Consider the following 13,440-nt stretch of genomic DNA (forward strand, 5'->3'; position numbering starts at 1 on the left):
GCTTGCACCAATTATGCATTTTTCTTCAGAATGTCTCCTTTAATGACAGGGACGGTCATCTTCTTAGATTGCCGTGCTTCTTTAAAGGTAACGAATGCTTTCGTTTCTTCATCCCAAAGTCTAAATTTCATTGACTCAATACTTGTTTTTAAAGTGATGGTTGGAACATTTTGAAGCGGCTCACTATGCTCATGAGCATGCTCCAAATGATAATTCGGTACCCTCGGACTTAAATGATGGACATGGTGATAACCGATATTGCCTGTTAACCACTGAAGAAGTTTTGGCAATTTGTAAAAAGAACTGCCTTCTACAGCTGCCTGCACATAATTCCAATGTTCATCTGCTTCAAAGTAAGAATCCTCAAACGTATGCTGCACATAAAACAGCCATACACCGATTGATCCAGAAATCAGAAAGATTGGACCTTGGACAAGTAACAAACCTTCCCAGCCAAAAAGGAGATAGGTCGCTCCTGCCAACAAAACAATCGATACGTTTGTGAAATAGGTGTTCCAGCGCTCTTTTTTACGAGCATTTTTGACGTTGAAACGGTTTTTAAACAGGAAAACAAAGATCGGTCCCAAAATAAACATCACAAAAGGATTACGATAAAATCTGTAGCGAAATTTCGTCCATACTGATGCTTCTTGATATTCTTTGACTGTCAGGAGCCAAATGTCACCAGTACCTCGTTTGTCTAGATTACTGCTTGTGGCATGGTGAATCGAATGATCTCTTTGCCATTGAAGATAAGGGAAAAGGGTGAGTACACCTGTTAAGAAACCGAACAGGTGATTCAGCGGTTTCTGTTTAAAAAAGGATTGATGGCAGCAGTCATGAAAAATAATAAAGACACGTACTAAAAAACCAGCTGCTATAACCGCAAAGAAGAGGGTTAAAAGGTAGGAGATGTTCAGGCTATAATAGGCAAGAAACCAAAGCCCCAAAAATGGAATAAATGTATTAAAGAGTTGAATGATACTTTTTTTCGAATTAGCACCAGAGAATTGGCCAACTTGTTTTCTTAAAGTGGCTTGCTGCTGTGTGTTTGTTGAAGTCGTCATGAACGTTCAAGTCCTTTCCGTTTCTTTCTACTTCAAAGTATAGAAGGAAAGGTGTCATGCTCATAGTAGCACCCATCATGTATTCGATATGACATTTGTCATGTTGGACGCCGGAAAGGCTGACGGTATCAAGGTTTGTAAGCTTATTTTATTTTAAATAAAAAAGTAAAGGCGCTTAGCCTTCACTTTATGAACGTGCTTCATGAACTTTTAACTGCTTGCCTTTAATGGTTGTATGGCGCATGGCATTCAGCACAAGAGGGCCTTTGCCGTTTAAAATATCGACATATGTTTTCGTGTCTTGAATGGTAATAATCCCAATGTCATCGAAGGCAACGCCTTCTATTTTGGCAATGGTCCCAACGAAATCAACGGCCCGCAGCTTCTTTTTCTTTCCGCCGTTAAAATAAAGCTTCATAATATCCTTCTCAACGCCTGCCTGTTTATTTTCCTTTTGAATCGGTGTTTCAATCTTTTCTTCAAAGCTTTCTACATACTGCTCTGCTTCTTCCTTTGTTGGATAAGGCTGCGTCTGGAAATCAATACCTGCTTCCTGCTTTAATTCATCAATCAGAGGCATTGCGTTTTTGGTCATAAACGCAATGGTTTTCCCGCTTTTCCCCGCTCTGCCAGTTCTTCCTGTTCGGTGAATATAGCGCTCTTTTTCATAGGGCAGATCGTAATGAATCACATGTGTCATATCACTGACATCAATGCCCCGGGCTGCTATATCGGTTGCGATCAAATAACGGAACTCACCGTTTTTGAATTCATCCATGACAGCGAAGCGGTCTTCCTGTCTCATGCCTCCATGAATTTTGTCACAAGGCACATCCCATTCGTCCAGCTTCATTGTGAGTTCATTCACTCTGTCCTGTGTATTACAGAAAATAATGCAGCTATCTGGATTTTCAATGACGATCGTACGCTGAAGAAGGAAGAATTTTGCTTCTTCTTCCGTTTCAATCACGGTGTGGGTGATTTGTTGTACAGACGTTTCCGCGCGTGCGATTTCAATCACTTTTGGTGATTGTAAAAACTGTTCGCTCAATTTCTTCATCTCATCAGACATGGTCGCTGAAAACAGCATTGACATGCGCTTTGGCGGCAGATACTGAATAATAGAAGAGACTTGATCAATAAATCCCATGTTCAGCATTTCATCCGCTTCATCTAACACGAAAAATTTGAGGTTTTCTAATGAAAGAGTACCTTTCTCAAGGTGATCCAAAATTCTGCCTGGTGTTCCGCACACAATGTGGTTTTTCTGTGCAAGCTCTACTTTTTGGGCTTGAAAAGGGGCTTTTCCATAAATGGCTGCGGCTTTGATTCGTTTCAATCGTCCAAGGCTTGTGAGATCCTGTTTGACCTGCATGGCGAGTTCTCGTGTTGGAACGAGGACGAGGGCTTGAGGTTTATTTTCAGCCCAATCGACCATTTCACAAATCGGCAAACCATAGGCTGCGGTCTTGCCGCTGCCAGTTTGAGATTTGACGATCAGATCCTGCTCTGAAAAAGCAACGGATAATGTCTCGTGCTGAACAGGTGTAGGTGTATGGAAGTGAAGTGCTTTTAGCGCTTGTTTTAATTCATTGCTTAATGGATATTGATCAAATTGTTGTAATGTCATCGTGTTCTCCTTTTCGTACATTCATACTTGTGACATCATACCATAACCATGACCGTGAATGAAAAGACATGAAAAAAAGCCCCATAAAGGAGCTTTTGATTAAAGGAATCTGCGTTTTACTTTTTCCCAGTAGGAGTTGTCTTTTAATTTCACTGTTTTAATGACTTTTCCTGAAAGGCCGATGTCAATTTGTTTGACGTGTTTCGTGCCAAGCGCTTCGTTATCAAGTCCGATAATTGGATGATCGTTTCCGTCCTGCACAACCTTCAGCGTTAGCTTGCGGTCACTGCTTAAGATGAAAGGAGCACCCAGTGTACGGTACGAGTTGTTGTTTAGCGATGCAAGCTCTGTGACTTGCATACAAGGGAGCATCGGATCAACCACGGCGCCGTTTACCGATTTATTGTAGGCTGTTGAGCCGGTCGGAGTAGAAATAATCATTCCGTCTCCTCTAAATGTTTCAAAGTGGAAATCATCTATATACACATCGATCACAAATGTTTTAATAATGCTTGAGCGGATCGACAGTTCATTTAAGCAATGGAACTGATTGGTACTGTCAACGCTTACATCGATGATCGGATATTTTCTCACTTCAATCTGTTCAGTGTTCATGGCATCAATCATTTTATCAAAATGCTCTAATGAAAAATCGCAGTATAGATGCGAATTCTCTGTTTTTGATACCCCTACATACAAGCAGTCATCCCGGAAATTCGTTTTGCGGACTGCTTGAAGAAATGTGCCATCCCCGCCAATTGAAGCAATAATATGGGCATCCTCTGCACGCTTGACGACTTGAAAGCCTTGATCGGTAGCGAGCTTCTCCAGAGAAGAAATGTGTCCATCCAATTCATGATCTTTTTTGTAAAAGAAAAATACATTGCGACGATTGTCTGTCATTGACGTTCTCCCCTTTGTTGTCAAAAATAGTTTTCCAATAATAAAGGGCTTACATGTGAACCCTTGCTCACATTTTACACTTTTTTCATATGAAAGTAAAAACATTAGAAAAACCTGCATGATGAAGGCATTCGTTTTTAGAAATGAGTCAATGTAAGGGATTCGAAAAGGGCAGGATTTGAGCATAATTGAATAGCTTCTTTCTCATGAAAGAGTGGTTTAGGTGTTTCGTTGTGGTCTAGAACTAGCCTATTAGATGCAGAGGGAGGATAAAAAAGCCAATTTTTCGTCATGCGCATCTCAAAGGAGACGATGTAAAGTTGATCGTGAATGAAAAGAGGTGCTATCATATGATGAAATGAAATGTAAAAAAACCACAATTCCTGTGAAACATTTCATGTGAATATTCGTATCAATGAAGAGAGACAAAAAGGAGGAGAAAAAGATGAATGCGAAAAGATGGGTAGCGTTAATCATTGCACTAGGTGTTTTCGGATTTTCAATTGTGATAAGTGTCACGATGGCCTTGTTCGAAAACTTCAATGACAATAAAATGAGCTATCAATTTGGGGATGAAATAGAAGAAAAGGTACTAGAGGATGGAAGCGGTGCTGGGAAAATTGCGGTTCTTGAGATTAATGGAACCATTCAAGATAATGGCGGCGCATCAAGTCTGTTAGGCGGAGAAGGATATGATCATCGTGCATTCCTCAAGGAACTAGAAAAAGCGAAAGATGATGCTTCAGTAAAAGGTGTACTGCTGCGCGTCAACTCTCCTGGCGGCGGTGTCTATGAAAGTGCGGAAATACATAAAAAATTAGAAGAAGTGAAAAAAGCGAAGAAGCCGATTTACGTCTCCATGGGCTCAATGGCAGCTTCTGGCGGTTACTACGTATCAACTCCAGCCAAGAAAATCTTTGCTTCACCTGAAACATTAACAGGATCGCTAGGTGTGATTATGCAAAGCTTGAACTATTCAAAGCTGGCGGATAATTTAGGTATTAAATACGAAACAATTAAGAGCGGAAAATTTAAAGACATCATGTCACCAAATCGTGATATGACAAAAGATGAGCGCGACATCATGCAAAGCATGGTTGATAACTCGTATAAAGGGTTTGTCAAAGTCATCTCTGAAGGACGCGGCATGTCAAAACAGGACGTCAAGAAAATTGCTGATGGCCGGGTCTATGACGGAACACAGGCGAAATCGAACGGATTAGTCGATGAGCTAGGATATTATGAAGATGCAATCAAAGCAATGAAGAAAAATGAAAAAGGGTTAAAAGGAGCGACAGTGATCAGCTATTCTCAAAGCTTTGGCTGGAACTCTCTCTTCAATATGAGCGCAAGCAAACTCTTTAAAAGTGAAATTGATTTTCTCAATCTAAAAGAAACACTGGCTGGCTCAAACGGGTCTAAACCGATGTATCTCTATTCAAAATAAAGGAGGGATCATAGATGGATTCTACATTCGATGAAGTAACCGAAAGCCGCAGCCAAGAAGAATCGAATCCGGCTCTTGCGAAACGTGCAGTGATTGAAGCACAGGCGTTTGCAGGCTTTTGGATTAGGTTTTGGGCGTTTATTCTTGATTGGCTCGTCGTCTGGGGTGTCAACCATTTGACGGTTTCTCCAATCTTTAGCCTGTTCGGCTGGTCCAAAGGAGGAGGATGGTTTTCTCCATTTTCCGTCACAACGACGATTGTATTCCTGCTTTATTTCGCCATCATGACGAAAATCTTTCAACAAACACTCGGCAAAATGGTGTTTGGGATCAAAGTGGTCTCGCTTCAGCCTGAGAAGAGGCTGGCATGGGATGTCATTTTCTTTAGAGAGATTGTAGGTCGCTACATTAATACGCTCTTTGTTCTCTATGCTGTCGTCGGGTTCTCACCGAAAAAGCAAGGGGTTCATGATTACTTTGCCGATACGGTGGTCGTCCATGAACATTTATATGAAAAAACAGAATCAAACGTATAATCAGAGGAGTTTGGCCGGGTACCGGTCAAACTCTTTTTTCATGATTGGGTATAAAATCCAGAATGAGAGCCATAATCGTAGAGAAGCATCATTTGTTATGGAGGAAGTGAGCACAGTGCTTTACGTTTGGATCGCAGCTTTTTTGTTCCTTGGGATCTTATTGATCTTCATGAAAGTGACCATTTCACTGGATTATTCACATGCAAATGACAATGATCACCTTGCACTGAAGATCATCACCTTATATGGAATCATCAGACTCAAAAAAGACATTCCGATGGTGAGGGTCAATCCAGAAGATCACACGATTGATATACGTGAAAAGAAAATGGCGAGCGCCAAAACGCCTAGTCACGAAAAAGAATCCATACATCAAAAAGTGGGAAAACGTGATATGAAGCAAATCCTTCATCAAATGGAGCGCATCACAAAAGAGATCGTCGATTTAAACCGGATCATGCGTAAATTCTTCATTCACATCAGAATTGTATCGTTCCACTGGTCAACATGGATCGGCTTTCATGACGCCGCTTTAACAGGTGTAGCAGCCGGCGGTGTGTGGTCAGTCAAAGGAGCACTGCTTGCCTTTATGCAGGAGCATCTCACCTTTAAGCATAAACCGGTATATGAGGTGATTCCCGCCTTTCAGCATAATGTGTCACAAACCCAGTTTACATGTATAGCTTATTTTCGTATTGGACATGCTATGCTTGCAGCCATTCGTTTACTTGTCCATTGGTTAAAAGGAAGAAAGGCGAGAAAAAGTGCCTCTCTTCAAGCAACGAAGAATGAATCATCTGTTTAAGGAGGAACCCAAAAATGGCAGATCATCCAATCCAAGGTCTTATGAAGACAGCGATGGAAAACTTAAAAGAAATGATAGATGTGAATACGATCATCGGCGATCCAGTCGAAACCCCTGATGGCAGTGTCATCCTCACTGTGTCAAAGGTTGGTTTTGGATTTGCAGCCGGCGGCAGTGAATTTAACGGGAACCAAAAGAAAGAAAAACGTTCTGATGAACAAGAACGAAAAGAACCGAGACTCCCATTTGGCGGAGGAAGCGGCGGAGGTGTGTCTATTACACCAATCGCCTTCTTAATTGTCGGAACAAACGGCGTTCGAATGCTTCATTTGGATGAACATACACATCTGCTTGATAAAATATTGGATTCTGCTCCTCAAGCAATTGAACGTCTTCAGCACATGTTTAAGAAGGATGAACGGGAGAACCGTCATAAAGAACGAAAACTAGATGACATAGACCTTTAAAAAGTTAGCTGCGCTGCAGTTAACTTTTTTTCAAAAGTGACGATTAGGCTTTGCAGTTTTTTGCTTTCTCTACTATGATAGAACCATACATTTGATAAGGGAGGAATTGTTTTGGCATCGATCACATTTAAAGGGAGTTCTGTCACGCTTGTAGGAAATGAAGTGAAAGTAGGCGAGCAGGCTCCAGATTTCACGGTATTAACGAACTCACTAGGGGAAGTTTCACTTTCAGATTTAACAGGAAAAGTGACGATCATCTCAGTGATTCCTTCTATTGATACAGGTGTGTGTGACGCACAAACAAGACGTTTCAATGAAGAGGCAGCCGGTTTAGGTCCGGTCAATATCTATACAATTAGTGCAGACCTTCCATTTGCACAAGCACGCTGGTGCGGAGCAAACGGAATTGAAAATGTCGAAACATTATCTGATCACAGAGATATGTCATTTGGTGAAGCATTCGGAGTATATATGAAAGAATTGCGTTTATTGGCGCGCGCAGTCTTCGTATTAGACCCGAGCGGAAAAGTGGTTTACACTGAATACGTAAGCGAAGCAACGAATCACCCAAATTATGAAAAAGCCATTGAAGCTGCAAAATCACTGTTATAAAAGCAGCATCGACAAGAGCTCCGGCTTCATACTGGGGCTCTTTTCAATGAGGAGATATAGCTTTTAACAAAGCGAGGAGAGAAAAGCATTGCAGAAAGATCAAGTAAGTACGATTTTCGAGCTGCTCGATACAGCTTCTATTCGATTAAAAAAGGACCAAAGCATTTCCTATATTGAAGCATTGGCTGAAGCAGGAGAAGCCTTTTTCCAAGCAAATGATCGAGACGGTTTACTAAAGGATTTAATAGAGAAAGCAGATTTTGCTTCTTATGATCATGAGCAGATTCGTAAAGCGTTTCAGCTCGCCGTATTGAAAGGACAAAAGGATATTTCCCATCCAAATCGTCAGATGACCCCAGATACGATCGGGCTGTTTGTCAGCTATTTGGTGAATAAATTTTTAGAAGGACAAAAAGAGCTTGTTGTCTTTGATCCAGCAGCGGGAACAGGGAACTTACTGCTTGCTGTCTTAAACAATCTCACTGCAGAAACAAAGCGCGGCTTTGCCTCTGAAATTGATGATGTACTCATTAAAATTGCATGGGCACAGGCGAATTTAGAAGAGAAGGAAGTCGAGCTTTTCCATCAAGACAGCCTTGAGCCGCTTTTGATCTCACCAGTAGATGTCACTGTATGCAGTCTGCCAGTTGGTTATTATCCAAATGATGAACGTGCAGCAGACTATGAACTTAAGGCAAAAGAAGGACATGCCTTTGCGCATTATTTATTTATTGAACAAAGCCTTCGTTATACAAAAGAAGGCGGCTTCTTGTTCTTCATCATTCCAAACGATTTGTTTGAAGGAAAAGAAAGCGTGCAATTAAAGGATTTTATCAAAGATCATGCATATATGAATGCATTAATTCAGCTGCCTGTCTCCATGTTCAAAGACAAAAAGCACGCCAAAAGCTTGTTTGTGATGCAAAAGAAAAAGGAAGGCTTGGAAGCACCAAAACGGATGCTGTTTGCCAATCTGCCTTCTTTCTCACAGAAGGAAGCCATGGTGGGTGTGATGAGAAAATTAGACCAGTGGTTTATAGAAGAAAAAGAAACGAAAGAATAGCCAGAGTGATGTCTGGCTATTTTATTATTCAGAAAATAACGACTTATCGATGTAAGCGGTAACAGTTTGAAGGTGCACTTGAAATGCAAAGTTTTCAATGTTTAAATGAAAAAGTCAGATATTTTTCGGACTTATCGTTAAACTATAAAAGACCCGTCAAACAGGTTGAATATAGCACCGGAAAAAACGTGAAACCTTATATAACAACTGAGTAAAAGGAGCGACAGGAATGTCTAAAATTATTGCAATCAACGCAGGAAGCTCATCTCTTAAATTCCAATTGTTCGACATGCCAGAAGAAACCGTTTTAACAAAAGGCCTTGTTGAAAGAATCGGAATGGACAACAGTATCTTCACGATTTCTGTAGATGGAGAAAAGAAAACAGAAATCACAGATATTCCAGATCATGCAGTAGCGGTCAAAATGCTGCTTGAAAAACTAATTGAATTTAACATCATCAAAGACTTTAATGAAATTGATGGCGTAGGACACCGCGTCGTTCACGGCGGAGAGAAATTCAGCGACTCTGTTCTTTTAACAGATGAAGTCATCAATGACATTGATCAGCTTTCAGAGCTAGCACCACTGCATAACCCTGCAAACGTTGTAGGAATCAAAGCATTCAAACAAATTCTGCCTGACGTACCAGCGATTGCTGTGTTCGATACAGCCTTCCACCAAACAATGCCAGAGCAGTCTTACCTATACAGCCTTCCATACGACTACTACAAAAACTTTGGTATTCGTAAATACGGATTCCACGGGACAAGCCATAAGTTCGTAACAGAGCGTGCAGCAGAGCTATTAGGCCGTCCTCTTGAAGAGCTTCGTTTGATCTCTTGCCACCTTGGAAATGGTGCAAGTATCGCAGCAGTTGAAGGCGGAAAATCAATCGATACTTCAATGGGCTTCACACCGCTTGCGGGTGTTGCAATGGGTACACGTTCAGGTAACATTGACCCTGCCCTTATTCCATTTATTATGGAGAAAACAGGACATACAGCTGAAGAAGTACTTTCTACTTTGAATAAGAAGAGTGGTCTATTAGGTGTGTCTGGTCTATCAAGTGACCTTCGTGATATCGAAGAAGCAACAGAAGAAGGAAACGACCGTGCAGAAGTAGCTCTTGATATTTTTGCAAGCCGTATTCATAAATATATCGGTTCTTATGCAGCGAGAATGAATGGTGTAGATGCGATCATCTTCACAGCTGGAATCGGTGAAAACAGTTCAGAAGTAAGAGCTCGTGTACTTCGTGGTCTAGAATTCATGGGCGTTTACTGGGATCCTTCTCTTAACAACATGAGAGGCGAAGAAGCATTCATCAGCTACCCGCACTCTCCTGTAAAAGTGATCGTCATTCCAACGAACGAAGAAGTAATGATTGCAAGAGACGTTATGCGCTTAGCATAATCAAAAATGAAGAAGCTCTTTTCCAATAAGGAAAAGAGCTTTTTTCTGTTAAAAGCAGCATGCTATAATGTTGTCCAATACGAAGCAAAAGGGAGCGGTGTGAAAAATGAGCGTTGCAGAGCATAAACGTGAGGCGAAAGAGAGGCTTTATGTAAAAGTCATTACGGTCAGTGATACAAGAACGAAAGAAACAGATAAAAGCGGCCGCCTGATGATTGATTTGCTTAAAGAACAGGGACATCTCATTCTTGCATACGATATTGTAAAAGATGACATTGGAGCGATCCAAGACGCTGTGCTAGAGGGAACAAGCGAACCGAAAATAGATGCCGTCTTATTAAACGGGGGGACAGGGATTGCCGCAAGGGATGTCACCATTGAAGCGATCACCCCGCTTTTCTCCAAGGAGCTGCCTGGCTTTGGCGAAATCTTCCGTATGCTGAGCTATACAGAAGACATCGGTTCAGCCGCTATCTTGTCCCGGGCAGCGGCAGGTGTCGTCAACCAGAAAGCCGTCTTTGCCACACCAGGCTCTACTGGAGCTGTTCGTTTAGCCATGACAAAACTCATGATTCCAGAGCTTCCTCACGTCTTACGAGAGCTTGAAAAGGATCAAAAATAGCCCAAAATGACTCGGCCAAGAAAATTTGGCGGAGTTTTTTTCATAAAGGGGTTGAAAAAACAATTTTTCCTTGTTACAGTGTATACATACTAAATGCATGTTTATAAATTAAAACTTATTTTTATGCAAAAAACATTCACAGAATCAAAACAAGCGAGAGGAGCTTTTCAATCATGTCACAAAATAAAAAAGTCGTATTAGCATATTCCGGAGGTCTTGATACCTCTGTTGCAGTTAAATGGTTACAAGAGCAAGGGTACGAAGTCGTTGCTTGCTGCCTGGACGTCGGTGAAGGAAAAGACTTAGCATTCGTTCAACAAAAAGCACTTCAAGTCGGAGCGGTTCAGTCTTACATGATTGACGCAAAAGAAGAATTCGCAGAGGAATTTGCACTAACTGCCTTACAAGCACACACGATGTATGAAGGAAAATATCCGCTTGTATCTGCATTATCTCGTCCGCTTATTGCTAAAAAATTAGTGGAAGTCGCAGAAAAAGAAAATGCAGTAGCGGTTGCGCACGGATGTACTGGAAAAGGAAACGACCAAGTCCGTTTTGAAGTATCCATTAAAGCGTTGAATCCAGACCTAGAAGTTCTTGCACCAGTGCGTGAGTGGAAATGGTCTCGTGATGAAGAAATCGATTATGCACAAAAACATGGTATTCCAATTCCGATTAACTTAGACAGCCCATATTCAATCGACCAAAACCTTTGGGGCAGAAGTAACGAGTGCGGCATTTTAGAAGACCCTTGGGCTGCGCCGCCAGAAGGAGCATATGATTTAACGACGCCACTTGAAAAAACACCTGACACACCTGAAATCATTGAAATCACGTTTGAAAAAGGAAAACCAACAGCTATTGATGGTATTCAGTATTCATTATCTGATCTCATCCTTCATTTAAATGAAGTCGCTGGTCAGCATGGGGTTGGCAGAATCGATCACGTTGAAAACCGTCTTGTGGGCATCAAATCTCGTGAAGTGTACGAGTGCCCAGGTGCTGTCACACTTCTAAAAGCGCATAAAGAGCTTGAAGATTTAACACTAGTGAAAGAAGTCGCACACTTTAAGCCAATCGTTGAACAAAAAATGGCTGAATTAATATACAACGGATTATGGTTCTCACCGCTTAAAGAAGCATTAGATGCTTTCTTACAAGAAACACAACAGAACGTAACAGGTGTTGTACGTGTGAAACTATTTAAAGGCCATGCCATTGTAGAAGGACGTAAATCACCATATTCACTTTATGATGAAAATCTAGCGACATACACAAAAGCAGATGAATTCGATCATGATGCTGCGGTAGGATTTATTAATCTTTGGGGCTTACCAACAAAAGTAAACAGCATCGTGAATAAAAAGGAGCAGGTTAAAGCATGAAAAAGCTTTGGGGAGGCCGATTTCAAAAAACACCAGAAAAATGGGTCGATGAGTTTGGCGCGTCCATTCATTTCGACAAACAATTAGTCAAAGAAGATCTGACCGGCTCCCTTGCTCATGCAAGTATGCTGAATACATGCGGTGTCCTGGGCGATGACGAGGCCGCTGCCATCAAAGATGGACTGAATACGCTCATGAAAAAGGCAGAGGCAGATGAATTGGAATTCTCAGTCGATTATGAGGACATCCATTTAAACCTTGAAAAAATGCTCATTGATGAGATTGGTCCGCTTGGCGGCAAATTGCACACAGCGAGAAGCCGGAATGATCAGGTTGCAACCGATATGCATTTATATTTGAATAACCAAGTAGAGCATATCATTGAACTGATCTCTTCCTTTCAAACAGTGCTTGTGGAAAAAGCAGAACAGCATGTTGAAACGATTTTTCCAGGATATACGCACTTGCAGCGTGCACAGCCTATTTCCTTTGCTCATCATATGCTCGCCTATTTCTGGATGCTTGAACGTGACAAAGCGCGTTTTCAAGATTCTTTGAAGCGAATTAACGTGTCTCCACTTGGATGCGGAGCGTTAGCAGGAACGACATTTCCGATTGATCGTGAATATACAGCAGAGCTGCTTGGCTTTGATCATATTTACGAAAACAGCCTTGATGGCGTGAGTGATCGGGATTTCATTTTAGAGTTTTTGTCTAATAGCAGCCTTGTGATGATGCATCTCTCACGTCTTTGTGAGGAAATCATTTTATGGTGCTCTCAAGAATTCAAATTCATTGAACTTGATGACACATATGCAACAGGAAGCAGCATGATGCCGCAAAAGAAAAACCCGGATATGGCAGAATTGATCCGCGGAAAAACGGGCCGTGTATATGGCAACCTAATGGGGCTTCTCACCATTATGAAAGGTTTGCCGCTTACGTATAACAAAGACCTGCAAGAAGACAAGGAAGGCATGTTTGATACAGTAAAAACCCTTGCTGGCAGCCTGCAAATCTTCACAGGCATGATTCAAACAATGACAGTGAACGAAGATGTCATGAAAAAGGCAACAAAAGAAGATTTCTCAAATGCGACCGAAGTGGCAGACTACCTAGCGAAAAAAGGCATGCCATTCCGTGAAGCACACGAAATCGTTGGCAAGCTCGTGTATACATGCATTCAAAAAAGCATCTACTTAAGTGATCTTCCGTTTGAAACATTCACAGAAGCGAGCGATCTTTTTGAAGAAGACATTTACACCGTTCTTGATCCGTATGTTGCTGTTGAAAAAAGAACAAGTGCAGGTGGAACTGGATTTAAACAAATTCAGCTCGCTTTAGAAAAAGCAAAAGCCTGCCTAGCGTAACACGTCAAAAAACCATTCGTATGATGCGGATGGTTTTTTTGCTGTCAGAAAGGAGAATCCTCTTCCTTGGAGAACATGATAGCAGAAAGGGTTCATAAGTGCGCCAGATGCTGGTTTAT

At 41.5% G+C, this 13,440-nt stretch carries 13 protein-coding genes; 10 read left to right on the forward strand and 3 right to left on the reverse strand.

The window, feature by feature from the left end; genetic code table 11:
- Positions 1 to 11 precede the first annotated feature (11 nt).
- The 3 genes from ACP7A0_RS06105 to ACP7A0_RS06115 all read right to left on the reverse strand — a co-directional run bounded on the left by ACP7A0_RS06105 (position 12) and on the right by ACP7A0_RS06115 (position 3,600).
- Positions 12 to 1,067, reverse strand: a complete 1,056-nt coding sequence (locus ACP7A0_RS06105) for a fatty acid desaturase (RefSeq protein WP_060596995.1) — start codon at positions 1,065 to 1,067, stop codon at positions 12 to 14.
- 187 nt (positions 1,068 to 1,254) lie between these two features.
- Positions 1,255 to 2,697 (reverse strand): DEAD/DEAH box helicase, encoded by a 1,443-nt coding sequence (locus tag ACP7A0_RS06110; RefSeq protein WP_426004566.1) that lies wholly within the window; start codon positions 2,695 to 2,697, stop codon positions 1,255 to 1,257.
- A 99-nt stretch (positions 2,698 to 2,796) separates the two neighbouring features.
- Positions 2,797 to 3,600, reverse strand: a complete 804-nt coding sequence (locus ACP7A0_RS06115) for an NAD kinase (RefSeq protein WP_003216672.1) — start codon at positions 3,598 to 3,600, stop codon at positions 2,797 to 2,799.
- A gap of 445 nt (positions 3,601 to 4,045) precedes the next feature.
- Between ACP7A0_RS06115 and sppA the strand changes: the two genes are divergently transcribed.
- From sppA to argH, 10 genes are all read left to right on the forward strand, one after another.
- On the forward strand, positions 4,046 to 5,047 hold the full coding sequence (gene sppA, locus ACP7A0_RS06120) for a signal peptide peptidase SppA (RefSeq protein ID WP_426004569.1): 1,002 nt from the start codon (positions 4,046 to 4,048) through the stop codon (positions 5,045 to 5,047).
- Positions 5,048 to 5,061: 14 nt separating this feature from the next.
- Complete coding sequence (locus ACP7A0_RS06125; protein ID WP_426004571.1) at positions 5,062 to 5,583, forward strand: RDD family protein; 522 nt, start codon at positions 5,062 to 5,064, stop codon at positions 5,581 to 5,583.
- 115 nt (positions 5,584 to 5,698) lie between these two features.
- A complete protein-coding gene (locus tag ACP7A0_RS06130) occupies positions 5,699 to 6,388 on the forward strand; it encodes a DUF2953 domain-containing protein (RefSeq protein WP_426004573.1) in 690 nt (229 codons plus the stop codon).
- Positions 6,389 to 6,402: 14 nt separating this feature from the next.
- Positions 6,403 to 6,855, forward strand: a complete 453-nt coding sequence (ytfJ, locus tag ACP7A0_RS06135) for a GerW family sporulation protein (RefSeq protein WP_106050062.1) — start codon at positions 6,403 to 6,405, stop codon at positions 6,853 to 6,855.
- Positions 6,856 to 6,966: 111 nt separating this feature from the next.
- Positions 6,967 to 7,467, forward strand: a complete 501-nt coding sequence (gene tpx, locus ACP7A0_RS06140; RefSeq protein WP_034321005.1) for a thiol peroxidase — start codon at positions 6,967 to 6,969, stop codon at positions 7,465 to 7,467.
- Positions 7,468 to 7,555: 88 nt separating this feature from the next.
- Positions 7,556 to 8,530: a class I SAM-dependent methyltransferase gene (locus ACP7A0_RS06145; protein ID WP_212040750.1), complete on the forward strand. Its 975-nt coding sequence runs from the start codon at positions 7,556 to 7,558 to the stop codon at positions 8,528 to 8,530.
- Between the two features lie 229 nt (positions 8,531 to 8,759).
- On the forward strand, positions 8,760 to 9,944 hold the full coding sequence (locus ACP7A0_RS06150; protein ID WP_034661872.1) for an acetate kinase: 1,185 nt from the start codon (positions 8,760 to 8,762) through the stop codon (positions 9,942 to 9,944).
- Positions 9,945 to 10,050: 106 nt separating this feature from the next.
- Positions 10,051 to 10,566: a MogA/MoaB family molybdenum cofactor biosynthesis protein gene (locus ACP7A0_RS06155; protein ID WP_106042642.1), complete on the forward strand. Its 516-nt coding sequence runs from the start codon at positions 10,051 to 10,053 to the stop codon at positions 10,564 to 10,566.
- 173 nt (positions 10,567 to 10,739) lie between these two features.
- Positions 10,740 to 11,951, forward strand: coding sequence for an argininosuccinate synthase (locus ACP7A0_RS06160; RefSeq protein ID WP_106050060.1), 1,212 nt, complete (start codon positions 10,740 to 10,742; stop codon positions 11,949 to 11,951).
- The gene (argH, locus tag ACP7A0_RS06165) at positions 11,948 to 13,321 is read left to right on the forward strand and encodes an argininosuccinate lyase (protein WP_426004577.1); all 1,374 of its coding nucleotides are present in this window, start codon (positions 11,948 to 11,950) and stop codon (positions 13,319 to 13,321) included. The genes ACP7A0_RS06160 and argH overlap by 4 nt, the downstream gene beginning before the upstream one ends.
- Positions 13,322 to 13,440 lie beyond the last annotated feature (119 nt).

Source organism: Bacillus sp. DWP3-1, assembly GCF_049896565.1.
GTDB lineage: Bacteria > Bacillota > Bacilli > Bacillales > Bacillaceae > Bacillus.